The sequence below is a fragment of the Tunturiibacter gelidiferens genome, assembly GCF_013410115.1.
Classification (GTDB): domain Bacteria; phylum Acidobacteriota; class Terriglobia; order Terriglobales; family Acidobacteriaceae; genus Edaphobacter; species Edaphobacter gelidiferens.
Map to the genome: position 1 here is coordinate 1170869 of NZ_JACCCV010000001.1, position 25298 is coordinate 1196166.

General features: G+C 56.9%; 21 protein-coding genes and 1 pseudogene. 7 read left to right on the forward strand and 15 right to left on the reverse strand.

Translation table 11 applies throughout. From position 1 onward, the window contains the following. Positions 1-155: 155 nt before the first annotated feature. Positions 156-536 (reverse strand): holo-ACP synthase, encoded by a 381-nt coding sequence (acpS, locus tag HDF12_RS05005; protein WP_179581501.1) that lies wholly within the window; start codon positions 534-536, stop codon positions 156-158. Between the two features lie 232 nt (positions 537-768). Between acpS and HDF12_RS05010 the strand changes: the two genes are divergently transcribed. Then, positions 769-1134, forward strand: a complete 366-nt coding sequence (locus HDF12_RS05010; protein ID WP_179581502.1) for a hypothetical protein — start codon at positions 769-771, stop codon at positions 1132-1134. A 15-nt stretch (positions 1135-1149) separates the two neighbouring features. Here the strand turns inward: HDF12_RS05010 and HDF12_RS05015 are convergent, their stop codons facing one another. The 5 genes from HDF12_RS05015 to HDF12_RS05035 form a co-directional block, all read right to left on the reverse strand. Beyond that, positions 1150-2430, reverse strand: coding sequence for a transporter (locus HDF12_RS05015; RefSeq protein ID WP_179581503.1), 1281 nt, complete (start codon positions 2428-2430; stop codon positions 1150-1152). A gap of 16 nt (positions 2431-2446) precedes the next feature. Then, a complete protein-coding gene (locus tag HDF12_RS05020) occupies positions 2447-3127 on the reverse strand; it encodes a C39 family peptidase (protein ID WP_179581504.1) in 681 nt (226 codons plus the stop codon). After that, positions 3127-3537, reverse strand: a complete 411-nt coding sequence (locus HDF12_RS05025) for a hypothetical protein (protein ID WP_179581505.1) — start codon at positions 3535-3537, stop codon at positions 3127-3129. The genes HDF12_RS05020 and HDF12_RS05025 overlap by 1 nt, the downstream gene beginning before the upstream one ends. 73 nt (positions 3538-3610) lie before the next feature. Continuing rightward, entirely contained in the window at positions 3611-4894 is a 1284-nt protein-coding gene (locus HDF12_RS05030) for a hypothetical protein (RefSeq protein WP_179581506.1), read from the reverse strand. A gap of 564 nt (positions 4895-5458) precedes the next feature. Next, positions 5459-6064, reverse strand: coding sequence for a hypothetical protein (locus HDF12_RS05035; protein WP_179581507.1), 606 nt, complete (start codon positions 6062-6064; stop codon positions 5459-5461). A gap of 24 nt (positions 6065-6088) precedes the next feature. Here HDF12_RS05035 and HDF12_RS05040 point away from each other — a divergent pair, with 24 nt between their 5' ends. Both HDF12_RS05040 and HDF12_RS22785 read left to right on the forward strand, forming a co-directional pair. Next, the gene (locus HDF12_RS05040) at positions 6089-6877 is read left to right on the forward strand and encodes an ABC transporter ATP-binding protein (protein ID WP_257025350.1); all 789 of its coding nucleotides are present in this window, start codon (positions 6089-6091) and stop codon (positions 6875-6877) included. Positions 6878-7095: 218 nt separating this feature from the next. Then, on the forward strand, positions 7096-7947 hold the full coding sequence (locus HDF12_RS22785; protein ID WP_179581508.1) for a JmjC domain-containing protein: 852 nt from the start codon (positions 7096-7098) through the stop codon (positions 7945-7947). 73 nt (positions 7948-8020) lie between these two features. On the opposite strand, the gene HDF12_RS22185 is transcribed toward HDF12_RS22785, so the two are convergent. After that, positions 8021-8146 (reverse strand): hypothetical protein, encoded by a 126-nt coding sequence (locus tag HDF12_RS22185; RefSeq protein WP_257025352.1) that lies wholly within the window; start codon positions 8144-8146, stop codon positions 8021-8023. Positions 8147-8472: 326 nt separating this feature from the next. Between HDF12_RS22185 and HDF12_RS05050 the strand changes: the two genes are divergently transcribed. Together HDF12_RS05050 and HDF12_RS05055 are read left to right on the forward strand one after the other, a co-directional pair. Beyond that, entirely contained in the window at positions 8473-9357 is an 885-nt protein-coding gene (locus HDF12_RS05050) for a magnesium transporter CorA family protein (protein WP_179581509.1), read from the forward strand. Between the two features lie 135 nt (positions 9358-9492). Further along, positions 9493-9753, forward strand: coding sequence for a hypothetical protein (locus tag HDF12_RS05055; RefSeq protein WP_179581510.1), 261 nt, complete (start codon positions 9493-9495; stop codon positions 9751-9753). Positions 9754-9810: 57 nt separating this feature from the next. Here the strand turns inward: HDF12_RS05055 and HDF12_RS05060 are convergent, their stop codons facing one another. From HDF12_RS05060 to HDF12_RS05070, 3 genes are read right to left on the reverse strand one after another with little or no spacing between them, the layout of a single operon-like run. Further along, entirely contained in the window at positions 9811-10725 is a 915-nt protein-coding gene (locus tag HDF12_RS05060) for a bestrophin family protein (RefSeq protein ID WP_179581511.1), read from the reverse strand. Next, complete coding sequence (locus HDF12_RS05065; protein ID WP_179581512.1) at positions 10722-11372, reverse strand: carbonic anhydrase; 651 nt, start codon at positions 11370-11372, stop codon at positions 10722-10724. The genes HDF12_RS05060 and HDF12_RS05065 overlap by 4 nt, the downstream gene beginning before the upstream one ends. Positions 11373-11431: 59 nt before the next feature. After that, a complete protein-coding gene (locus HDF12_RS05070; protein ID WP_246373608.1) occupies positions 11432-12079 on the reverse strand; it encodes a thioredoxin family protein in 648 nt (215 codons plus the stop codon). A gap of 221 nt (positions 12080-12300) precedes the next feature. Here HDF12_RS05070 and HDF12_RS22790 point away from each other — a divergent pair, with 221 nt between their 5' ends. Beyond that, positions 12301-12777 (forward strand): HNH endonuclease, encoded by a 477-nt coding sequence (locus HDF12_RS22790; protein ID WP_179581514.1) that lies wholly within the window; start codon positions 12301-12303, stop codon positions 12775-12777. Positions 12778-12783: 6 nt separating this feature from the next. Here the strand turns inward: HDF12_RS22790 and HDF12_RS05080 are convergent, their stop codons facing one another. Then, complete coding sequence (locus tag HDF12_RS05080; RefSeq protein WP_373563907.1) at positions 12784-14268, reverse strand: glycosyltransferase family 39 protein; 1485 nt, start codon at positions 14266-14268, stop codon at positions 12784-12786. A gap of 581 nt (positions 14269-14849) precedes the next feature. On the opposite strand from HDF12_RS05080, the gene HDF12_RS05085 reads away from it, so the two are divergent. After that, positions 14850-18275, forward strand: coding sequence for a vitamin B12-dependent ribonucleotide reductase (locus HDF12_RS05085; RefSeq protein WP_179581516.1), 3426 nt, complete (start codon positions 14850-14852; stop codon positions 18273-18275). Positions 18276-19237: 962 nt separating this feature from the next. Here HDF12_RS05085 and HDF12_RS05090 read toward each other — a convergent pair. From HDF12_RS05090 to HDF12_RS05105, 4 genes and pseudogenes are all read right to left on the reverse strand, one after another. Further along, positions 19238-20450, reverse strand: a pseudogene (locus tag HDF12_RS05090) (IS3 family transposase). A gap of 1238 nt (positions 20451-21688) precedes the next feature. Further along, positions 21689-22636, reverse strand: a complete 948-nt coding sequence (locus tag HDF12_RS05095) for a PP2C family protein-serine/threonine phosphatase (protein ID WP_257025354.1) — start codon at positions 22634-22636, stop codon at positions 21689-21691. Between the two features lie 31 nt (positions 22637-22667). After that, on the reverse strand, positions 22668-23390 hold the full coding sequence (locus HDF12_RS05100; protein WP_179581517.1) for a response regulator transcription factor: 723 nt from the start codon (positions 23388-23390) through the stop codon (positions 22668-22670). Next, positions 23387-25057, reverse strand: a complete 1671-nt coding sequence (locus tag HDF12_RS05105) for a sensor histidine kinase (RefSeq protein WP_257025355.1) — start codon at positions 25055-25057, stop codon at positions 23387-23389. Before HDF12_RS05105 ends, HDF12_RS05100 begins: the two co-directional genes overlap by 4 nt. Between the last annotated feature and the right edge of the window lie 241 nt (positions 25058-25298).

The window sequence follows — 25298 nt, forward strand, 5'->3', positions numbered from 1 at the left end:
AGTGCAATCAGGGTGTCAGTAACTAGGAGAATACATTACCCTCCCAACCAATCACCTCAGGAAAAGCACAGGGAATCACGTCGCGCTAAAGTGCTTGATCTCTTATGGATGCCCAAACCACTCTAATGGTTTCAACTTCCGCTACCCGCAGCGGTTTAGTCTTCAACGACCACCACCGCCATCGCTAGCTCCCTGCTATGGGTCAAGCTCAACTGTACCCTGTGCACGCCCATAGCCCCAGCCAACTCTGCCGCCCTCCCACTCAGGTGTAGCGTGGGTCTGCCACTAGCCTCGCGCCGCACTTCAAGCTCTTTCCACGTAATGCCTCGACTAATTCCGGTCCCGAGAGCCTTCGCACCGGCCTCCTTCGCAGCAAACCGGGCCGCAAAGCTCTCTGCGGCATTCTTTTTCTTACGCATGCAGTAGGCGATCTCTCCCGCAGTAAAAACCCTCTCCAGAAATCGCTCGCCGTAACGGTCGATACTCTCCTCGATCCGTTTCGTCTCTATCAAATCCGTTCCTACTCCCAGCACCATAAAGAACCTCGCTCCCGCTATCTACTACATCCATGAAACTAAAAGCAGACAAACCGCCGTCGGAGAGCAAAGTTTTCGAAGTGATATCGCAAGTCATCTCTTTTCAACATTATCAAACCGCAAGCGCCACATGACCACAGTACCCCACTAGAGACTCACGCTCCCACCCTCCCCTTCCGATGAACACCCTATCGGCAAGCACACCTTCGATCGGCAGAGGCTCAACATTCCCATGCAATCGCTTGATATTCAGGGCTTCAGCTACGAAGAGCGCCAAGGCCTCCTGCCCTCGCTCACCTCAGCCTTCGCAGACTGCGGAGGCTGGATCCTCAACCGCAGAACCCTCTCGCCCACCACCGTGGAGTTCCGCGTCGAGATCCAGCTTCGCGCCGTCATCGACCTTTACGCCTCCATCATCTCCTCGGGCCTCGAGCTCACCCGCGCCGGCCACCTCGGCTTTACCCACCTCTGCACGTGTCGCAAAAACCTCACCACTCCGGCCGACCTCGGTCAGATCATCACCATCCGTCTGGAGATAAGCTTTCTCGAAGACGCCACTCTCCAGTCGCTCTTTCTCTCCGCTGGCGAGTGCGCCTGATCATCCTTCACGGTCCTAGTGCACGTCCAGCTTCTTTGGTTTCGCCCCCCACAGCCCGAACCGAAACGGCACACCCACGGAGAACTGCAGATTCGGCGTATCCGGCGTCAGCCCCACGCCGAAGCTCAGGTCGATCGTTTTCCCCGGCGCGTACACGTACGTTGTTCCCAACCGCAACGCTCCTTCTACTAGATACGACGCCGGAATATCCACCCCGTTTAACGTGGTGCTACGCGTGAACCGCTGATCCCAGCCCAGCGTCATCGATACCTCTGGATTGAGTGCCAAGATCGATCCAAGCTGGAATCCCACCGCATCACCCGGCTTGAAGTGTCCCACCATCGTTGCCGAAGGGTTGGTTGGATCGTTCGCCGAAACGGTATGATTCCCCGGCAGATTAGCCGTATACGAAAGATTTCCAAAGAACACTACCGGGTCGCTCGACTTCGACAGCGTCAGATTTCCTTGAAGCGCATTGAACCCGGTCCCGAGCGCCGTCAAGCTGCTCTGCAGATTGAAGGCATCTTTCCCGGTCGTCGATTTGAAGCGCACACTCGCAAGTATGTCGGGAACCTTTCCATGTTCGACCGTGAACTGCCGGGAGACACCCGCAGAGATATCGCCCAACCCAAAGCTGCTCGAAGAGGTTTGAACATTGTTCGCATCCACCGTCCTGATCAGTTCATATCCATAGGGAATCGTGAAATCCCCTTGGAACTTATGCGGAAGCCCCAGTCTGGCCGTAAAGTTTGGCAATAGGTAATCCTCCCGAATACGCTCAGAAGCGATATCGCCCACGACTAACACTGGCAGCAGCGCGAACCCATTCACCGTCACATGGTCAGACGAGGCGCTGAAATAAGAAGTCGTATGGTCGACCTCAAGAGTTCCCGAAGGTAATAGCAATCCACCGCGCAAGATAAGCGCCTGGTCGAGAGCCTCCGTTGCCTGCCGCTCCGTGCTGTCGTAGGTCGACGTCGACACGACCGAGTTAATCACGCGACTGGTCGAGCTGGCCGGCAGAGTAGGACGCTCCTCAACCTTGGCCGGAGTGGTAAATCCTCCGTTGACCCGCCACTCCAGCTCATTTACTCGTTCCAGCAGGTTGCGGATGATGGCATCGCGCTCTCGCAGTGCGTCCTGCAGCTTCAAATCCACCGGGTCTTTCGTCAGAGCCGCTGCTTTGGCGACTTCTTGTGTCTGAGGGGCAACTTTAGCTGGTGTCGTCTGTGCCGGGAGCGATCCCGCAGCCGCCAGCAACACCACAAGGCCTGGTAGAACTCTTCGCCGCAACATCGAGCCGCCTTTCCCCTCAGTACAAATAGTTGCTCGGAGCCGTAACTCCGATCTTGCGCGAGATCAGCGACTCATCCGGTACCAACCGCGCTGCCACAGGAAGACGTTTTTGCCCGATCATCCGGTCGTCTGGTGGATGGACCACGAAGACGATTCCGTCCTTCCACAAAGTCTGAAACCGGTCGACTCGCATCGTCACATTACCGAAGCCCGGATCGCCCAGAATCACGTGCCCTGCAACAAAACCTTTCACCACCACAAAGTGATCGAAGCCCTTCTCTCGTATCGGTACGATCACCGAAGTCTTCTCCAGCGCCAGATCCTCAATCGACATGCCGCTGAAGGCCTCCGCATGATATCCCCGCGCCTCGGAAAAGTGCTTCAGGTCCAGCAGCGAAAATCCGCCACGCGAACGCACGCGCTTTGCGTCCACACGATGAAGAAGCCAAACCACGATCGAAGTCTCTGGCGTATCGTCCTTGAAGTCGTAAGTAAGGAGCGTGCTCAACGCCGCGGCGCCGCAACTCACGTCCCAACGCTGCTTCACCACGCCCTCATCGCGAATCTCTTTCATGCTTCGAATGTTCTTGCTTCCCTGCACCCCGGGTGCTTCTCCCGTCTTCTGGGCGCGCATGGGGGCAGGGAAGAGAACAAGACTGGCCAATCCAGCAGCAAGTATCGATCGCAAACAGTTCATCAGTGTTTTCCAGTCAGGTTGGACTGCACAATGGTCCCTACCGTCGAATTCAGATTGACGTTCAGGTTCAGCAGCACATTGATGTTGGAGTTCACCGCGTTGATGTTGACCAGCGAACTCAGATTCTGCTGCGCGCTGCCATTCAACGTGAGAGTGCCCATGTTGGTGGTTGAGGTCAGCGGACCGGTCAGCACCTGCAACGTGCCAGCACCTGTCACCAGACCGTTGGCAGTTGACGCCGATCCTTGGAACTGCACGACTCCATTCGACAAGCTTGCGGAAACACCCGCTGCCGTCACCCGATCCATAGCGGCATCGTTCAACGGTTGGGGAATATGCCGTGCTGTGCTCTGGGCCAGTCCTGCTTGGGTCAGCAACGCAAGACTCGCAACTACGAAAAGACGACGCATAAATCCTCCTTGATGCCACAGAGAAGCGTAGGGAGGGGCTCCCTGGTTGGAGAGCCCCTCCCTGCGGCCGTCTTTAGCGAGACTGCGAAATGCTGTTGACCTGGCTGAGAGTCGGCATAGTAGTGAGGTTTGTCGTGTGGGCAATGTTCAGTCCATTGGCAACCATACCGCCGGCCGCGTTTACGATGTTCAGTGCCTTCGCGTTCTGCTCTGCCGAACCGGCAAGTATCACGCTGTAGCTATTGGTGTCGTCGATCGTCGATCCATCGACGGCGATGTTCTTCGCGGCGGCGTAATCGAAGCTGACTGCGCCCTCTACATCCTTACTTACAGACTTGCTCTTCACTGCGGTGTAGGACTTCATGTCTGAAGCACTCGCCGCAAGTGTCGTCGCAAGACTGCTCGAATAGTCGTTCGACACACTTACATTGTGAGTCTTAGTCGAGGTTGCCGAAACAGTGTTGCTCTTGCTCGACGCCAGGTTCGCGGTGGCCGCCAACGACGCGGCGCTGTTCGAGGCGCTTGTATCTGTGTTCGCCGTGTTGGTGGTGCCGTTGGTCGCTGACCCATTGTTAGCTGATTTTGTGCTGTTCATCGCAGAGCCTCCGGTTGAGGAGGTGCTTCCGCCACTCGAAGCGCTGTTGGTGGAGGTGGAGCTGCCTGTTGTTGCGGCACTCCCTCCCGTACCTGACGTTGCGGTGTTAGCGGTAGTACCGGTAGCCGCTGTATCGTTGGCGCTGTTTGCACTGTTTTCAGAAGCATTCAACGTCAGAGCTGCAGACTTCGTTTTGGTATACGTGTCAGAGAAGCTCTTGCTCTTTGTCAGATCGTTCGCATAAGCAAAGCTATCGGTCTTGCTGGCGGTCAGCGAAGCGTTAAGGCTCGACGTAGAGCTCTTCGTATCGCTCACATTCGAGCTCTTGCTAACTTTCAACTGGCTGTTCTCTCCCCGCTTGTAGCCATAGAGAACGGCTGTCGATGAGCTATCCTGCGAGATACTGTTGGCCTGCGTCACGTCGGTTGGTTTGGTCGAAGCATTGGTCAAAGCGCTGCTGTCGTATACGTTCACGCCATTGGCAACAAGCGCGTCAGACGAGCTCACGATGTTGATGCCGCTTGCACCCATCAGTGCGGTTCCAGCGAGATTCACCGTGCCTGAGTTGTTTTCAGTCACGGTCGAGTTATTAGCCGCGATCGCAGAGTTCTCTTCGCCGGCGGCGGTAACTTTGTCCATCTGGTTGTCAAGCAGCGCCTGCTTTGCCTGTTTATGGTTCGTTGGTTTGGTCTTGTTCTGGCCGTAAGCGGAGCCGCCGACAAGAACCGATGCGGTAACGAGAGTGCAAATGAGTTTATTCACTTCTGCCTCCTGGGCATTGTTGACGAGCACGACCGTCTACGCAGCAAGGCCGGCTGCATAGGGGACAAGATTGACGCACCACAGTGCGGGCGCACGCAAGCGAGCGGGCGCAGTGGGGACATCGCGTAAATGTTCGGATTAAGGCTTCAACTCAGGCTGAATGAAACCAGCGTAAAACGTAAAAAGCGTAGCGATACATGCGATGAGACTGTCGTTCAAGCCGATCGCGTTCGTAATGTAGTTCGTGCATGAAGCCTGTCACTACTAATGAATGTCATCTCTGTCTTGCAATAGATAGTGCGCGACAGATGGAGCCCGTTTCAGAAGTATCTTTCAGACTTCCGACGACAGCGGTATATGCAATTCAAGTGCCAATTTCTGCCCCCGCATTCCACAGGGGATCTTGCGTATCTCATTTGACACCATGCAGCAACTTGCAAATTTCGAGAAAACAATTCTCTCGACACGTGTGCCACGGTGGTAACCCTCTCGTCCGCTCCTACCGTAACTTACTCAGTCTTATTCTCTTGCAACGTCTTAGTCTCGGAGCGCCGGAGCCCTCAATCAGCGCCCAAGTTCGACAACCGTCTTGCGGTGCAGCATGCTATCCGAGTCACCAATAACCAACGCGCCCGGCTGCTTCCACCCATGCGTCAAAACCAGCCTTAAGCCCGTTGCATCTCCGGCTACCTTGAACACCGGCTCGCTCATTACCGAGTCTCCTCCAGCCACCCTCGTACTCAACCCCACCCCATTGACTCCAGCCGACTCCTCCCACAGCCGCCCCTGCGCATCCGTCAAGTAAACCCGGATCAAACCATCGCTCCGGGCCGACCGTCCCCGATTTGTAACCCGAACAGTCACTCGCACCAGGCGCCGCCCATCACGAACCAGAAATCCTCTTACCTCGTCCACTCGGACAACTGTAAAACACATCTCATCAAAACACTGCGGCTCCCCTACCGCGACCACTCTCTGCTTTTGTCCCAGCGAAACTCCAATCAACACCGTCAGATACACCACCCAAACCCCAGCCAGCCACGCTATCCCACGACGCACTCGCAGCCGTTCACCTCGCAGCCACGACACCCCCACGCCCACCAAGCCCAACGCCGTCCATCCCCCCACTCCAACAAGCAAAAGCTCCGTCAGCCTCACTCCCCACCCCATTCGCGATAGACTTCCTATACGTACATGTCTCCTCATTCTTCCACGTTGTCCCCCCAGCCCGACTCCTCTTCCACAACGCCTCTTCTCTCGACGCCCGATGGCAGCGTCGCAACGCCCGTCATCCTCGCCCGCGATCTCGGCAAGACCTATCGCTCCGGCAAGCTCGAGGTACCCGCTCTTCGCAAGGTCAACTTTGCCATCACACCCGGCGAGTTCGTCGCCATCGTTGGCCCATCCGGCTCCGGAAAATCCACGCTCTTCTATATCCTCGGCGGACTCACCGGAGCCACAACCGGCTCCGTCCTCATCGACGGCATCGACTTCGCCACCCTCTCCGACGCGGAACGCACGCGCACCCGCCGGGCAAAGATTGGCTTCATCTTCCAGCGTTTCAATCTCTTGCCCACCCTCTCGGCCATGGGCAACATCGAGATCGCCCACGACATCGCCAATCTCGGCGCCTCGACCAAGCGAGAGCTCGACCGGCCTCTCCTCACCCACCTCACCGAGATGCTCGGCATCCAAGGCCGTCTCGACCACCGCCCCAACGAGCTATCCGGCGGCGAGCAGCAGCGAGTAGCCATCGCCCGCGCCCTCATTAACCGCCCAGCCATCGTCCTCGCCGACGAACCCACGGGCAACCTCGATACCAGGAACTCCGATGCTGTCCTCAAGATGCTCCGTCAATCCAGCCGCGAGCTCAACCAGACCGTCCTCATGATCACCCACAACCCAGAGGCGGCTCAGATCGCCGATCGCATCCTCCACATGCGCGATGGCGAAATTACTCATATTGAGACCGTTACCCGCTAGTATCCCTCCTAACCAGCGCCTGAATTTGCGAAGTAACTGCTTGCTGGCTCACTAGTTATAAGTAGTAACTAGATGTTTGGTTACTTACGCTAAAACCCCTGACAGTACTGCACAAATCGCGCAGATAATCACTTTAAAATTGAAGTGGATACTGCTCCCCTGTACCATTCGCTTGTCGAAACTAGATTTTGATTGCAGTGATTTGCCGGGGGTTTATCGTGACTTACACATACTTCCAACCAGAAAAAGAATTCTCTGATTGCTTCAGGCGAAAGCCCTTTCTCTTCTCCCATAACCTGGACTCCAACGATCTCTTTTCGACCCAATCGGTGGAGAAGCTCGCCGAAATCTGGAGCCGCGACAACACCAAATCCGGCTTCTTCTATCTTGATAGAAAATTCAGAGAGTGGGGCAGCGAGGACCACAAGGCCAGCCTGGTCGAAGCCTTCCGGCACTCCGACCTCAGCCGGATGAGGATGAAGCTCAGCTTCATTCACACCCAGCCAAAGTACGATAAAGTCCTCGAAACCATGACGCAGGAGCTATCCGAGCTCACCCATGTCGATCTCGCCAAAGAGTATCGCGCGCCCATGGAGACACTCTTCCTCACCTCTCCAAACGAGTTCACCCCGTATCACATCGACAGCGAAGACAGCTTCCTCCTTCAGATTCAGGGCACAAAGACTATCTACATCTTCGATGGAAGCGACAAAGAAATTCTCAAAGACCTCGATATAGAAAAGTATTGGGCGCAGAACGAGATCGCATTCCGCGAAGAGATCAGGTCGCGCGGCCAACGCTTCGATATGGAGCCCGGAACCGGCGTCCACATCCCCATGCACTTCCCCCACATGGTCGAAAGCGGTCCCACATCTTCGATGTCGCTGAGCATCGGCTACGAGTCAATTGCCTTTGACAGGGATCTATTCCGCGTCAATCATCAGCTGCGCAAACTCGGCCTCAACCCTACGCCCCCAGGCAAGAGCAAGGTCATCGACAACACCAAGATGGCCGTCTTTGCCGGAGCCAAAACAATCACCAAGACACTCAAGGGACTGCAACACAAGTAGGTCCCAAGTCATTTGATACGTCAGGAATCCCTGTCACCGCAGGGATTCTTCTTGCCGAGGCAGCAAACCAAAGCTACTCCGTCTTTTTCACATGATTGCTGCGATCATCATCCGGCAACACATGGTCCGGATCGACCACGACCTCAGCAATCGGCGCTTTATTCTCAAGCGTCCACGTGTACCTCCCTTTTGCATCCATGTCTCCAAGGGCAACGTCACGCGTAACTTTTCGCTCGAGCGGTGTCCATTCACCGGATCCGGCAATATGAGCGGCCAAACGTCAGTCGCGGATCATACCCAGACGTCGCGCTGGCAGCGGTTCTGCGCTGGAACGAACTCCGCGCTCAAGCCAAGCCAAAAGCCATCAACAGCAACACGGATAAACGAACATTGCACCGGATCTGCATCAGAGGTGGGTCTCGCTTTCCAGAATCTGGGGGTGTTTTCTAGATCATAGATGCAAGCCGCAGTACGATGGACTCGAGTAACCGGTCCCTGGAGTCGAATTGCAAACAAGGAAATCCCATGCCCTGGTATCAACTCGACGACGCAAACGATCCGAAGCTGGACGCGCTCGCCAAGCAGTACGACCTCCACCCTCTCCACCTCGAAGACGCCCGCAACCCAGACGAGGGCGTCAAGGTTGACTCCGGTTCCAACTACACCTTCGCCGTATTTAAACCCGTCCGACTCATCCCCGACCCCGACAACCCCGGCGAAGAGATGCCTTCCTTCTCCCCCGTCGATATCTTCGCCGGCAAAGATTTTCTCGTCACGATCTCCGATCCCACCTGTCCCACCACCGAGCAGGCCCTAACCCGTGCGCGTCGCGACGGAGACGACGAGCACCCCGGAAAACTCGTCTCCCTCATCCTCGACACCATCGTCGACCTCTATTTCCCCGCCATCGATCACTTCGACGACCGCATCGACCAGCTTGAGGACAAAGTCTTCGACGATCCCTCACCCGAGATCCTCCAGGCCGTCTTCGCCATCAAGCGAGAGCTCATCGACCTTCGCCGCGTCCTCGTCAATACACGCGATGCCGCGCTCCACCTCCAGCGCGATCCCAACACCATCATCGATGCTGACTATCAACCCTATGTACGCGACACCTACGATCACATCGCTCGGCTGCTCGACTCGGTTGAAACCCAGCGCGACCTCCTCAACAACACTCTCGACATCTACCTCTCCTCTGTCTCGAACCGCACGAACGAAGTGATGAAGGTACTCACCGTACTCGGTACCATCGCCCTGCCCGCGCTCGCCATCTCGGGTATCTACGGTATGAATCTCAAAGGTCTGCCCTTCGAAGACTCTCCTCACGGAGCCGAGTGGGTTGCCGGTATAACCGTTTTAGCTACGGCGATCCTCCTCTTCGTCCTCCGCAAGCTGGACTGGCTTTAGCTCGCGACTCCAGCTCATCAAAGCAATTCAAACGCCTGTTGACCCAGCAAAACTAGTCTGAAAGAGATCCCCGCAGCCAACCATAATCCTGCATCTTCTGAGATACGACGGCAAAGCCGCCAAGGAGATTCGTTCATGACCGACTATCGTGTAAGCCAAGGGGATGTTCAGGAAGATCAGATAACCGCAGCCATCGAAAAGGTAACTTCGCAAGTGCCCTCCAGCGTCTATCTGGCCTTGGCACTTGGTTCAATGGCCGTTTCTGTCGGCTTCCAGGCCGCAAAGAAACACCACGACGCTTTGTTCGTCGGCCAATGGGCTGCGCCTTTTCTGATCCTTGGCATCTACAACAAACTTGTGAAACTTCATGGCTCCGATGGCGCTTCTCACGCCTGACATTCCACAAAAAAGAGCCCCGGCGCTGGACCGGGGCTCTTTCCTTAGCATTGACGCTTACCAAAGTACGCCGTCAATAGGTGTCGTCGCCGCCGGCAGCGTGGTTTCGCCCAGCAACTGACGAAGATTTATCTCGATCGCCGTCGAAATCGAAGTCATCGGCACATCGAAGATAGTGTTCTCAAAAGGATCCTCAAGATCCTGACCAATCTTGTCCAGTGCCAGAAAGATAAAACCAACCAGCGTCGATCCGAGCGGCGTGAACCATCCCATGCTCGTCACCAGCGCCAACGGCAGCAACACACAGTAGATCTGTACAAAGAGCTGCGGGAAGTAGTCGTACTGCTTCGGCATCGGTGTGTTTTTAATCCGCTCCGCGCCGCCTTGTGCATCTGCCAGATCGTTCAAACTCTCGTCCATGGCGCGCCACTGCAACGCATCCACCCACTCCCGCGTCTGGCACTCCAGCAGCAACTTCCCCATCAGCTGCTGTATAGCAAGCGGCACATTCTTCTCCACCCGCAGAGCCTCCAGTTCGTGCTCGTCAAGCAGCGGTGCCAACTCAGCCCACGGTTCCAACTTTCGCAAATGTTGCCGCAGAGCATGCACAAACGCAATCTGCAGATACACCATCCGCCGCTGTGTCTCCTTGAGTTCAGCAGCATCGCCACTCTTCAGCGACAACATACTCGTAGTCACCTGACGCGCCCAACTCCTCGAGTTGTTTACAATCGCCCCCCACAGAATCCGCCCCTCCCACCATCGCGCATAGGCAGACTGGTTCCGGAACGCAACAATAATTCCGATCGAAGATCCGAACAACGCCAACGGAATATGTGGCAGAGCGATCCAATTCCAGTGCATCAACTTGTATGCCGCCACCACCGCCAGGTCGTACAGAACCAGCAGCAGTAGCGGCAGGCCAACGTACTTCAGCATCGCCGCCAGCTGTCGTCCGCGCGGAACGATCATTTGCCCTTGCTCTCAATCGTCACCGGCACAAACGCCCGGCCTCCGTCCTCCGAGATCCTCACCTCGCCCTTGCCAATGTCGTACACCCAACCCGAGATCGTGAGCTCCTCCCGCGCCATCGCACCGGCTACCGAAGGATGCGTCCGCAGATGTTGCAACTGGAGCAGCACATTCTCCTCAGTCAACTGCCGCAGTAAATCACTCTGCCGGTCGTCTTTGCTGGCCAATGAGTTTGCCACGCTCAACGCCGCCTGCGCGTTCGTCAACCAACTTTTCACGGTTGGTAACTTCTCCAGCCCTTCAGGGTGCAACAAACCCTTCATCGCCCCGCAGTCAGAGTGTCCGCAGATCACCACATGTTGCACCTTCAGCGCCGAAACGGCGTACTCGATCACCGCACTCACGCCGCCCAGCATCTCGCCATAGGCCGGCACCAGGTTGCCGACGTTTCGCGTCACAAAGATATCCCCTGGCTGGGACTGCGTAATCAATTCGGGATCGATCCGCGAGTCCGCGCAGGTCACAATCAAAGCATGCGGCTTCTGCGGCTCGCTCGCAGCCTTCACGTAGGTATCCTTATTCTCCGGATAAACGTCCGTCCGAAACTTTCGAATCCCCGCCTTCAACTCTTCCAATACGGCATCCATAGTTCCCCCTTTTTCAACATCAGCAAATCGGTATCCCAAACGGTTACAAAAGCGCCGATCTATTCCTTCCACTTAATATTGCATCCAATCGAGAACCGTTGATTCGTATCCGGCCGCTTCCCCGCAATCACCGCATCCATCGCAGCTCGCAGGTCGTTTCCCGTCACGGGCAGGTCATTCCCCGAGTCCCCACGACGAGGTCGGCTATCATCCAGCTGCCCGCGATAGACCAGCGTCATTCCCGCATCGAACAAAAAGAAGTCCGGCGTGCAGGCTGCGTCATACGCCCGCGCCACCTCCTGCGTCTCGTCATACAGGTAAGGAAAGCGGAACCCAAGCCGCTCCGCCTGCTTCTTCATCTCCGCCGGCGCATCCTGCGGATAGGCCTCCACATCATTCGACGAGATCGCCGCAATCGCAATCCTGCGCTCGTAATCCCGCCCAATCCGCGCCAACTCCTCCTCCACGTGTTTCACAAACGGGCAGTGCACACAAAGAAACATTACCAGCAGCCCGTGGCATCCGGTGGTCGAGCAGTTTGCCGCGTCCGCCCGCGCATCCTCTGAAGCCGTCGCGAACACATCATCCCGACCCACAGCCTTCCCGCTCACTACATCCAACAACTCGAACGCCGGAGCCGTACTCCCCAGCGAGACCATCGTCGACTGTGTTCTGGACATCACGCCCTCCACTACCTCAACGATCATAGCCAACTCTCGTTACATCCCGAACCGCGAGGCCAAATTACCTGAAGCCGAACCCGACTTGACGGTCCATCTCAGCTTTCCGTACGGCTTCTCCCACTGGTCGGCCCTCGAGATCGATCACGGCCTAACCGGCATTCCATCGTGCCTTAGAGCATCCCGACCACCGAGAACCTGTCTCAGCAATTCCGCCCTTCGTTCCGTGGCCCTATCCTGAAAGCATCGTGATCATCCCACGCACCCTCCCCGGCGGCCGCACCACACGCCATGCTCTCCCAGTCGGCCCCAACAACCTGCCCCTCTGTCGCTGGTGCGAACTTGAAATCATCTCCAGACGCCGCCGTACCTTCTGCAGCGACTACTGTGTCCACCAGTGGCGTCTCCGCACCGACCCCGGCTACCTCCGCGACCAGGTCTTCGCCCGAGACCGTGGCATCTGCCACGTATGCGCCATCGACACCATTGCCGCCTATAACGCCCTGAAGCGATCCCGAGGCCCCGCCCGCGCTGCCGGACTACGACTCTACGGCATGAAGTCCATCACCGCCCGCCGCAGCCTCTGGGACGCCGACCACATTCGTCCCGTAGCCGAAGGCGGCGGCCAATGCGACCTCGACAACCTCCGTACCCTCTGCCTCCTCTGCCATCGCGAAGCCACGGCGCAGCTTCGTCAGCGCCTCCGCCTCATCCGAGCCTCTTAGCTCTTCTCACCCATAATTCTGATACTCCTTCCAGAACTCCGGCCACGGCAGCCGGGGCGAGCCGCACAAGAAAATATCCGGATGCGACTGGCTCTCTTCGTTCTTCACGCCCTCCGAGTTCCCGTTATGTCCCGCCAGCCTGCACGACGTAAACGCCCTGTCCGCAGCGTCGCGCGAAAACCCAACCACGATCAGCGTTGAAGGGGGCACCGGAGGATATCCCCGCAGCCACGCCGAGTTCGTCATACTGATCGGCATCGGCAGATGGTATGCTGGACCAAGAATCTCCACTGCGCCCTGTTCTCCATAGTTGCCTGTCAACACGCCAACAATACTTCGCTGCTCGGCTGGCAGAGAGTCGCGAATCCCCGCGACCGTCCGCACCAACTCGTCCCACCCAAACTCCTCCCGCATGTCACCGTTGATCTTCAGCGCAAACTGCCTGAGCGGGCCGTCCGATGCCAGCGGCACAAGAATGGCGTAGGCCAGCACCCCCCATGCCACCACCCCGGTAAAGAACAATCCTTCCACCGCGAGCCTCCGCGGCCTCTTCATCGACGCTACCCACCGCTCACCCACCACCGCGCCCATCGCCAAAAGCATCGGATACGCTGCCGCCAGGTAATACCCGCGTCCCTTGCCAAACGCAAACAGGGCCAGCGGAACCACATACATCCATCCCAGCATCCGGTAACGTCTGTCTCGGAAAAAGCAGATCACTCCCGCTATCCACAGCGGCGCAGCAACCAGATTGGCGCAGATTTTGAACTGATCCAGCACAAACCCGTTAGCTCGACCCTGCCTTACATCCCGCACATGGATATGCTGCAAAAAATGCACCGAGATGAACCCGTGCTTTACCTGCCACAAAAAATTAGGCGCAAAGATCACTAGCGCCACTGCGACCCCACCCCAGAACCACCCACTCACAAAGTAACGCCGGGCCGAACTCAGCATCATTCCGCCCACGATCCCAGCAATAAAAAACACAATCGTGTACTTGGTCATCAAACCAAGGCCGACAAACACTCCGATAGCCAGCCACCATCGCGGGTTCTCCGTCTTCAACAACCGAATGACGAAGTAAGCGATCAGAACCCACCACAGATAGTCGAAAGAGGAGTACTGAAACTCCGTGCCCTCGAATACCGGCAGTCCCGAGGTCGCCACCGTCAGCGCGGCCGTTACCTGCGCCAGCCGTCCACCGCCCAACTCGCGAGCCATCAGCCCCGTCATCACAATCGCCAGGGCCTGCGCAATCACGGAAAACAACCGCAGCCCTATAAGCGATACCCCAAACAGCTGCAACCCCACCCGCTCCACAAACGGCGTAAACGGAGGATACGCAACGAACCCCCAGTCCAGGTGCCGCGCATCACTCAGGAACTGAAATTCGTCCCGGTGAAACCCATACCGCCCGTTCGTCATCAGATGGACGAACGCCACCGCCAGCGCGATTCCAACCAACGCCAAATTATTTGCTCGTGTCACCAACTCCGAGCCGCTCCTCGTCCGAACCAAGAGTCCCTCCGCCCTACATCGTTGTGTCCCGACAAGCTACGCAACACATTACATGGGAGTTCACATCCGTTCCGTCTTTTCAAGCCGACGACACCCAAACCTCTGCCGATGAGCCGTCCACTTTTCCTACATTTCCACGCCCATCCACACCCGCATCCCTTGCTCTTACGCCCATTCGCGCCTACCCTCAAACCTGTCCCATTACAGAACGGTAAAAGCTGCCATCCACGCGCACATTATGCAAAATCCACAGCAAAAATCCCGGTTTTCACCGTTTTGACACATTAACCCTGCGTAAATAGGGGTATTCGCACAGCCAACACAACATGTTGTGCTTTATACTTGACACACCCCATAAGGGGCGTTACTTTCACGACTGCAGCCAAGCAAAACACGGCCAAGTTCCTTACATTTCACGACCCAGAACGCCGCCGGCTTATTCAGTCGGATACATATCCAGCGCTCTCGTCGTTAGTTTTACCCCCGTGACGTACGTCTTCGGAGGGCATCGATATCCCAGATTTTTCATCAAATTAGAAGGAGTACTCCCCATGGCCACCATCCCCAATCAGACCCAAACACAGAGCGCCGCCCAGACCGCATCCGGAGCAGCCAGCTTCAAGAATCAGCGCACGCCTGGTCTGACGTTTGATCGCCACTTCACCAAGCCGGGCGTCTCCCCCTACGATGAGATCGTCTGGGAGCTCCGTGACGCCATCATCCAGGACTTCAAGGGCAAGACCATCTTCGAGCAGAAGAACGTCGAAGTTCCCGCCGACTGGTCCATGACCGCGACCAACATCGTCGCCAGCAAATACCTTCACGGCCTCAACGGCACCGACGAACGCGAATCCGGCGTCCGCGCCCTCATCACCCGCGTCGCCGAGTCCATCCGCGACTGGGGCATCGCAGGCGGCTACTTCGCATCCCAGGCTGACGCCGACACCTTCTACGCCGAGCTCGCCCACCTTCTCCTCAACCAGAAGGTTGCCTTCAACTCGCCCGTCTGGTTCAACGTCGGCTGCGACCGCCTCGAGCCCAACTCCGACGCCCAGAACTGGCATTGGAACGCCACCACCGGCAAGGTCGAGTTCTCCGTCACCGGCTACACCAAACCCCAGTGCTCCGCCTGCTTCATCAACTCCGTGCAGGACTCGCTCGACTCCATCCTCACTCTCGCCAAGACCGAGGGCATGCTCTTCAAGTGGGGTTCAGGCGCAGGCTCAAACCTCTCAGGCATCCGTGGCTCCATGGAAACCCTTTCAGGCGGCGGCACCGCCTCCGGCCCACTTAGCTTCATGCGCGGCTTCGACGCTTTCGCTGGCGTCATCAAGTCCGGCGGCAAGACCCGTCGCGCTGCCAAGATGGTCATCCTCAACGTCGACCATCCAGATATCGATGACTTCATCCAGTGCAAGGTGAAGGAAGAGCAGAAGGCCTGGCACCTCATGCAGGCGGGCTACGACGGCAGCGGTCCAGACTCCGAGGCTTACAGCTCCATCTTCTTCCAGAACGCCAACAACTCCGTCCGCGTTACCGACGAGTTCATGCGCGCGGTCGAGACCGACGGCACCTTCACTACCCGCACCGTTAAAGACCGAAAGCCGGTGAAGGAATACCGCGCCCGCGACCTCATGCACCAGATCGCCGAAGCCACCTGGCAGTGCGGCGACCCCGGCATGCAGTACGACACCACCATCAACCGCTGGCACACCAGCAAAAATACGGCACGCATCAACGCCTCCAATCCCTGCTCGGAGTACATGTTCCTCGATGACTCCGCCTGCAACCTTGCATCCTTCAATCTCCTGAAGTTCCTCACCCCCGGCGGCCAGTTCGACATCCCCAGCTGCCGTCACGCCATCGAGATCGTCACCACCGCCATGGAGATCATCGTCGACTCCGCAGGCTACCCCACCGAGATGATCTCGAAGAACTCGCACGACTACCGCCCCCTCGGCCTCGGTTACGCGAACCTCGGTGCGCTCCTCATGGCCTTCGGTCTCCCCTACGACTCCGACGCCGGCCGCGACTTCGCCGCCACCCTCACCTCCATCCTCTGCGGCGACGCCTACTGGCAGTCCTCCCGCATCGCCGAAACCTGCCCACCCCTCGGCGCAGCCACCCCGCTCACCCAGCAGGCCCACGGAGATGACCAGCCCGCCGGCGGAGCCTGCCCCGGCTTCTACGTCAACCGCGAGCCCTTCCTCGACGTCGTCCGCATGCACCGTGCCGAAGTCAACAACATCGGCAAGTCCAAGCAGAGCGCCGAGCCCTTCTTCGTCCCCCAGCTTGACCAGCTCATCGAAGCCTCCCGCCACGCCTGGGACGGCGCACTCGCCCACGGCGAAAAGCACGGCTACCGCAACTCCCAGGTCACCGTCCTCGCCCCCACCGGCACCATCGGCTTCATGATGGACTGCGACACCACCGGCATCGAGCCTGACCTCGCCCTCGTGAAATACAAAAAGCTCGTCGGCGGCGGCATGATCAAGATTGTCAACAACACCGTCCCCTCGGCCCTCATCAAGCTCGGCTACTCCGAGTCCGAGGTCAACGCCATCGTCAGCTACATCGACGCCACCGGCACCATCGAAGGCGCGCCCGCCATCAAGCCCGAGCACCTCGCCGTCTTCGACTGCTCCTTCAAGCCCTCCAAGGGAACCCGCAGCATCTCCTACATGGGCCACATCAAGATGATGGGCGCCACCCAGCCCTTCCTCTCCGGAGCCATCTCCAAGACCGTCAACCTCCCCCAGGACTGCTCCGTCGACGACATCGCCGAAGCCTACATGGAGAGCTGGCGCCAGGGCCTCAAGGCCGTAGCCATCTACCGCGACAACTCCAAGGGAACCCAGCCCCTCAACGTCACCGCGCAGACCGACGCCGACAAGAAGGGAACCCGCAGCACCAACGCCGTAGCAGCGGTAGCGCCCGCAGCAGGGGTACTCACCGCAGTAGCGGCTCAAGCCGAAATCGACGAAGCCGTCGAAGCCGCCCGCGCCGCCTCCCGCCAGCAGCTCGTCGAAGCGATGGAGACCGCCACCGCCGCCCACGCCCGCATCCACAACCTCGAAACCCAGCTCAAGCAGATCGCCGAAGCCGCTCTCCAGAACTCCGACGCTGCCGACTCGCAGGCCCCGCCTCGCGCCGTCCGCCACCGTCTCCCTGCCGAGCGCGCCTCGGTCACCCACAAATTCGGCCTCGCCGGACACGAGGGCTACATCACCGTCGGCCTCTACCCCAACGGCCAGCCCGGCGAAATCTTCATCCGCATGGCCAAGGAAGGCTCCACCGTCTCCGGACTCATGGACTCCTTCGCCACCGCCGTCTCCCTCGCCCTCCAGCACGGCGTCCCCTTGCGCGTCCTCTGCGAGAAGTTCGCCCACACCCGCTTTGAGCCCTCCGGCTGGACCGGCAACGAGCAGATCGGCTACGCCAAGTCGATCATGGACTACATCTTCCGCTGGATACAGATCCGCTTCCTCTCCGGGCACCAGTTCGACCTCTTCGCCGGCCTAAGCCCCCAAAATCAAGGCCAGTCCAGCATCCCCACCAGCATCCCCGTGGAAGGCACCGTCAACGCCCCCAACAACCGCATCGAGTCGTCGCTCCTCCCCAACCTCACCGCCTCATCTCCGGTCGCTGAGCCATCGTCACAGTCTTCTTTGTTGTCATCCCGCAGCGAAGCGGAGGGATCTGCTGTTGCTTTTAGCACCTACGACAGCCACGAGCACACCCACGCCACCACCCCACCCCAGCAGGGAATCGCCCCCGACCTCACCGCCCGCAGCGGACTCGAATCCTCCAACCCCATGTCCCTCGAAGACCGCGGCATCTACCACGCCTCCGACGCCATGAAGTCCATGTACGAGATGGGCGACTCACCCTCCTGCGCCACCTGCGGAGCCATCATGACCCGCAGCGGATCCTGCTACCGCTGCATGTCCTGCGGCAGCACCTCAGGCTGCAGCTAGGATGTTTGAAGGTAAAAACACGAAAAGTGTGTGGGTTTACGCATAAGGTTGAAGTTGTACCCCATAAGGTTGAAGTCGACACCCCATAAGGCTGAAGTTTCCCTCCTCCTCCTCAAGACCGGGTCTCAGACCCGGTCTTTTATTTTCTGTGAGTTATCTGTGTGGGGAGTAAAAATTTGGATGTTACGCTGGAACGGATCATCAGACGCAAATCACTTGCTGAGTAGAAAGGTAGGAGCTTTGCTGGTGGTCGGTAGTGCGCCTAGTATGTCAGGAACTATTTTTCGTTTGTACCGAATCAATTTCATCGCATTTGGCGAGCGGGCGCCTCCTGAACTGCCCTCTCGCAGACCGCTAGCCGATAAGCGCTCCGCCGCTGCCGCCTGTGCTGCCTGCGGTCGCGCGGCGCGGGGCGTCGCTTCGGGGGGCTAGATTCATACTGATAGCGATTGCAACGGATATGTAATAATTTGGCGAAATGGAACTCGAAGAGTATGCCAAAGATCAACTTTCATACACGTACGGCCGCATTGCCGGGGACCAGGGTATTCGTTCGGCGATAAAGAGCTGGTGCGTGACACTATGGGTAGGATCGCTCGTTGCAGGAAAGTTTAGTGGGTTGTTTCAAACAACGGGCAAAAACATTGTTATTCCATTTTTGCCAATCCTATTTTTCTGGTTGCTTGACGGCATTTACCAATTCTTCATATCGGCTCGGTGTTTGCATGCGCAACGCTTGAGCAGATGCTCTTGGGACTTTCTGAGATGACTCCTGAGTCCTTGAAGCTTATATCATTGGAATCTAGCGGAGGGCAGTAGAGCCGTCATACCTCAAATCATGAAGGCTCTCCTGATGATTCCCACTGTTGTTTGCTTCTATGTGCTCCTCATTATCGTCACGGCTGTGTTGTATTTGGCTAAAGCGTAGGTGGTCTGCCCGATCTTTTGTACCAGTTCGGTTGTTAGTGTAGCGCAGCTATCTTTATCGATAGATAGTCGCAGTCGGGGTTGTGGAGAAGTGGGAAGCGCGGAGCGGTTTCCACTTCTCCACACCCCAAGCTCTTTGCCACCCATGCCTCTGGCGCTGGTGGTCTATAACCCAGCGAGGAGTGTGGCCGGACGGTGTTGTAGTGAACTCGCCACCGTTCCGCCAGCACCCTGATTTCCTTCATCGAGTAGAAGAGTTCGCCGTTCAGGAACTCGTCCCGCAGCTTTGAGTTGAAGCTCTCGCAGTAGCCGTTCTCCCATGGGCTTCCTGGTTCGATATAAGCCGTCTTCGCTCCTGCACCGGCGAGCCATTTCCGCAGACCCTTGGCGACGAACTCAGGGCCGTTGTCGGAGCGAAGATGTTCGGGCACACCCTTCATCACCATCACGTCGGCCAGCGCCTCGATGACCTTCGCCGAACTCCACCTTCGTTCCGACCGGATCATCAGGCACTCTCGGCTGTGCTCATCGATAAGATTCAACATCCGCACCGTCCTTCCGTCGTGCGTCCTCGTGCTCACGAAGTCGTAAGACCATACGGTTGACGTGCTCCGGCCGCAGCCGTACACACGATCCGTCGTTGAACCACAGCCGCCTGCGCGGCTTCTGTTTCTGTGGAACTTTCAGCCCTTCGCGACGCCAGATGCGCTCCACCCGATCCTTGCCAACTTGCCAGCCGTCCCGCTTCAGCAGCGCCGTTACGCGGCGGTAGCCGTAGCGTCCATACTGGCTGGCCAGCTCCACGATGGCCTCGGTGAGTGCATCTTCGTCTTCGCGCCGTGTCAGCTGATCGTGTCAGCTGATAGCGTTGCGTGCCACGTGGCTGGTTCACCAACCGGCACGCCCGCCGTTCACTCATGCCTTGTTCCTGAGCATGATCTACCGCACAACGCCGTCGTTCAGGGCTTAGAAGTTTCCCGAGGCGATGTCCTTCAACACCAATTTCTCTAGGCTCAACTCCGACACCAAACGCTTCAGCTTCGCGTTCTCCTGCTCCAGTTCCTTCAGCCGCCGCGCCTGGTCCACCTGCAAGCCACCGTACTCTTTCCGCCATCGATAGTACGTCTGCTCAGTGATCCCGTTTTCCCGGCACGCTACCGGAGTCGTCTTGCCGTTCGCTACCGCAACTTCGATTTGCCGCAGCAAACTCACGATCTGCTCAGGCGTATGCTTCTTTCCCTTCGCCATGTTCCGCTCCTTTTTGTACAGTCTCTCTCATGAGAACTGGTACAAAAAAGGCCGGGCACTCTAGGAGCACCATTGATTTTGCTCGACGAAATCGATGATGTAAAACTATTTTGTTTTGAGGTCGAGCGAACCAGGGGGTAGTGGGCTAGAACGGGTTCGCTCAAGACCCGAAAAGCTATGTTCACAGATCATCATCGTAGGACATTGTGAACGCGGCTCGATGCCTCACTATCCCCGCTATCTCAGTAATAAATCAAATTTTAGTGGGTGATCTTCTTGAGACACACATTTCGACCTGCCTTGCATTGAGGTAGCAGGTCGAAGGGAGCAGCGTAGGCGGAACCGATGAGGTATCCGCCATGAAATCTTCACTGCTGTCATCTTTCTCTGGGTGTCCGCACTCAATGCGCAAAGGACCTCCATTAGAATTCTGCCGATAGAACTCGCAAACCGTCCTGCCTCTCTCTCGCACGCTATCTCTTTCTCCTGCACAACTGACTACGACCCATCACAATGTCTTACGAGCGCCGCGTTGCTGGCAAAGGTTCTCGAAAGATATCCAACTGAAAGAATGGGCCAGTGGACATTCGTGCTCGCAGGTTCAGCACGCTGGAGGCAGACGATAAAGGAATTGGGCGGGGACCCTGAATCGCCCGCGTTCAGCGAACTCAGCGCTCGCGTCACCGTGTTGGAAGAGGAACTCTTTGAAACCGTGGATTCTCGACAGGAAATGTTGGCTCGCAGATTTGGACTGCCACCGGGAAGTATCCTCGATTATGCGGTCACCCATGAGATGGGCCACGCAATATGCGGTGAACGCCAGGAGCACCTCGCAGATAAGTATGGATTGGATCTGAGACGAGGGATTACTCTGATGTGTGCAACTGATCGAAAGCGGTCTAATACTCCGTAGAACGATTAGCCGTGCGTCCGAGCATGGGATTGACAAATCGTCAACTCGCTCACCGAACAGTCCGGACACAAGACTTTCTGGGTTCTGGGCGGATTACTGGCAACCCGCACCTTACCCGTCGTTGGCCGTTCGGGCGCGTAAAGGAAGGGTTGCCGACCAACCGCCCGGAACTCAGTGTAAAGGAATGACAGAACTTCTCACTAAGTGCACTCGCCGTGTTGTCGCCAATTGACACACATTTCCGGCTCAAGCACCGAACCTGGCAAGAGTTGGGATGCTGCAATCTGCTGAAAATAGGCGATCGAAAGTAGCGCACTGAGATATCTCATAAGGTGTGGGTTGAGCAATACGAATCATCCGGCAAGTGCCGTCGGGGGCGGCATGTCGCGTCGCGTTGAATCACTGTCAAACTGACATCGTCGCAAAGCGGACTACCGTTCGCGAAGTCTTGTAAGGTGGCAAGGAGCATCATGAGCGTGGCTTGAGCGAACGGCGATTTGGCGCCTCGTAATGCCGCTACGATCCGATCCAGTCCGAATTCTTCGTCTGCAGTGTTACGGCATTCAAGTACACCATCGGAGTATGCGACAAGCGTGTCTCCGGGTTCGAGAATCAGTTTGCCCAACTCGAACTTCGCACCGTCGATAGCACCTAACAGCGGACCACCTCTCTCGAGCAGCTCAGTCCGTCCATCCGCGCGAAGCAATATCGGCGGAAAATGGCCGGCATTGCAGTAGGTCAGTTCTCCAAGATTGCAGTCAACCCGCGCGAGAAATGCCGTGGCGAACGGTGCAACCGGCCGCAGATAGCAGAGGTGGCGATTTATCTCCGAGGCGATCTTTGCGGGGTCAGAATGTGGACGGTCGTAACTTTGCAAAAGCCCCGCCAGATTGGTGAACCACATTCCAGCCGCAACGCCTTTACCGGCGATGTCTCCGTGCGCTACAAGAACCTTGGACCCGCTTTGCAAGAACGACGTGAAATCCCCGGCGAGAAAGCGCGCCGCGAAGACCTCGCTTGCGAACTGTAAACAGCTGTGGCGCAACTCGCGCGGGCCGCTTAGTTTGCGTTGGATCTGTGCGGCCTCGAACAGTTGTAAATGGAGATCAAGTTTCTCTCGCAGAAGCGAGTCCCTCTCGTCCGCTAGTGGCACACTCGATAGTAGTGGCGGCATCGACGCCACCATCGAGGATTGGGGCATGCTGTAACTTTGGTGCCCGCCGTTAGTCCGGAACTTGCCTTCACTTTTAGGTAGTACTCTACCGTCGTTCATAATCCATGCCTCTTAGGTTCTGATCGTTGCTTTAGCCGACGAACCGGTACCCTGTTCCATGCACCGTGAGAAAGTACTGTGGTTGTTCGGGATCGGGTTCAAGTTTTTGGCGCAGACGTACCAGGTGCGTATCCACCGTCCGGGTAGTTGGGAAATTCTCGTACCCCCAAACCTCTTCCAGAAGACGATCGCGACTGAGCGTTTCGCCCGAATGACAGATGAAGTACTTCAACAGCTCGAACTCTTTGGAGGAAACCTCGAGAGCCTTGCCTGACCTGAGCACTCGTTGACGCCGCAGATCGACTTCCACGTTACCGAACGAGTGTTGATCCTGATGTTTGGGAACCACAGCCGTGCGTCGCAGCACGGCCTTCACTCGCGCCAACAACTCGCGGATTGAGAACGGCTTGGTCACATAGTCGTCCGCGCCAAGTTCAAGGCCCACCACTTTGTCTAATTCCTGGCCGCGGGCAGTCAGCATGATGATCGGGATCGAACCACGTTGAGCGCGTAGCTGTTTGCATACTTCCAGTCCGCTCATGCGGGGCATCATGACATCCAGGACCACAAGGTCGGGAGACTCTTCTAGCGCTCTCCGAAGGCCTTCGATCCCATCGCCCGCTGTAATTACTTCATACCCTTCAAACTCGAAGTTGTCTCGAAGTCCAGCCACCATATTGGGCTCGTCCTCCACGACAAGAATTCTCGCTGGCTTCGGTGCTTCTGTTACTTTCGTTTTCTCTTTCTGTCTCATGCCGGCATCCCTTTCGCCTGCTGGACCTCTGAAGTCTGCACTGGCAGAGTAATAGTGAACTTGCTGCCTCGACCGGGTTCGCTCTCAACTGCAACTTCACCGCCATGTGCCTGCACGATATGGCGTACCAGAGACAGCCCCAGTCCGCTTCCCTTGGTGTTGTGCATCATTGGATCGCCCACTCGATAGAACTTCTCAAAGATTTTGGGCTGCTCCTTCGCGGGAATGCCGATTCCATGGTCGACAACCTCAAGGTTGACGTCGCCATTGTGCCGGTAGAGGTTTACCCCAAGGTATTTCTCCGTCGCCGAGTACTTCACGGCATTGTTCACCAGATTCAGCAGCGAACGCGCAATCGCCTCGCGATCCACACTCACTTGCGGTAGATCGTTATCGATCTTCTGTTCGAACTGGAAACCGTTTTGTTCGATTTCAAAACGATATGACTCCAGCGTGCCCCTTACCAGATCAGCCACATCCGTTTCGCGGAAGTCGTACTCTTTCTTGCCAGACTCGATACGCGAGAAGTCCAGAATATTGTTGATCAGCGAAGTTAACCGCTCACTTTCTTTGCGAATGATCTCGTAATATTCCTGACGCTTTTCGGGGTTGGAGATGCGGCCCAGTTCGAGCGTCTCTGCGTAAAGGCGGATGAGCGCCAGAGGAGTTCGCAGCTCGTGCGAGACGTTCGAGACAAAATCAGACTTCAACTTCGCAAGTGCAAGTTCGCGCGAGACATTTCGATAGGCGAGCAGCATTCCTCCGCCCATCAGCAGGGAAAGCGCTCCGAGAATAAGAAAGGCCGTCCGAATAAAGTGGCTGCTGATGTTAGCAATCGTGGTCCCGCGCAGCTTAATTCCCAAAATCAGTCCGGGGAACACACCGTCAAAACCGCGCTCCACTTCAGGCGAACCTCCATCCCAACAGAGCGACGAAGCCATCGGCTCGCGGTCCTTCGCGGTCCGCACCATCATCACAGGTTGATGGGATGTATCGTTTTCGTTTTGATTTGGCAGCACTTCGTTGAGAGCTTGCGGAAAAAACTTGTTACTTAGATAGTCGGTATCGTAGACAAACCCTGCCAGAGCTGGATGCTCCGTAGTCGAACCGCGAGGCATGAATACCACCAGAGACTGATACTGCATCTTGTCGCCCCTGGCTAACCAATTGCTGGTGAGATAGACGTGTCGTCCTTCTGTCGCCTCGATCTTCTTTAGCTTGCCGATCCAGTCGTTGGACTCCATATCAAACCAATGCCCAACCATGGATGAGAGCTTCTTGCCGTCTTCAACAAACTCAGGATCACTCATTCGATCGGGCTGAGATCGAATCTCAAGGTGGCCTTTCCCGGACCACAGAAATGCATGCGCAATGTCTCTGTGTGACACCAGGAAAGCCTCGAGTTCGTCGTCATGGTTCGCAGCGGGAAATTTTGCTCTTGCTTCTTCCGTGATCTCGTAAGCGCGCGCGTCAATCCGCTTTTCAGCGATAGCTAAGACCTGTTGATACTCCCGTTGAAAGACAGCCTCGATCGATTTTTCACGCTGGATGGTCCTCAGGTGCCACACACCGACCGCGATGAGCGCGGCCGCGGGCAACATAACTCCCAGCATGAACACCAACATGCGGGGGCGATCGGACCATCGGCGAACTTGGAACTTCACCATATCTACTCTTTCGGAGAGGCGCCCGTGCGCTCTGAGAAACGCCCCATCTCCATCGGATTGAAGAATAAGCAAGAAAACTCGGCGATATGTCACAAGGGCGCAACAAATTGCAAAAAGTTGTGAACTCACATGACCATCAAAAAAAGAGCCCAAGAGCAAGATGTTCTAAACCTAAGCCCTTGATTAGACGCTGCTCGTAGTCGTCATGGTTCCTGGAGCGAGTCGCCAACCGGAAGTGCCG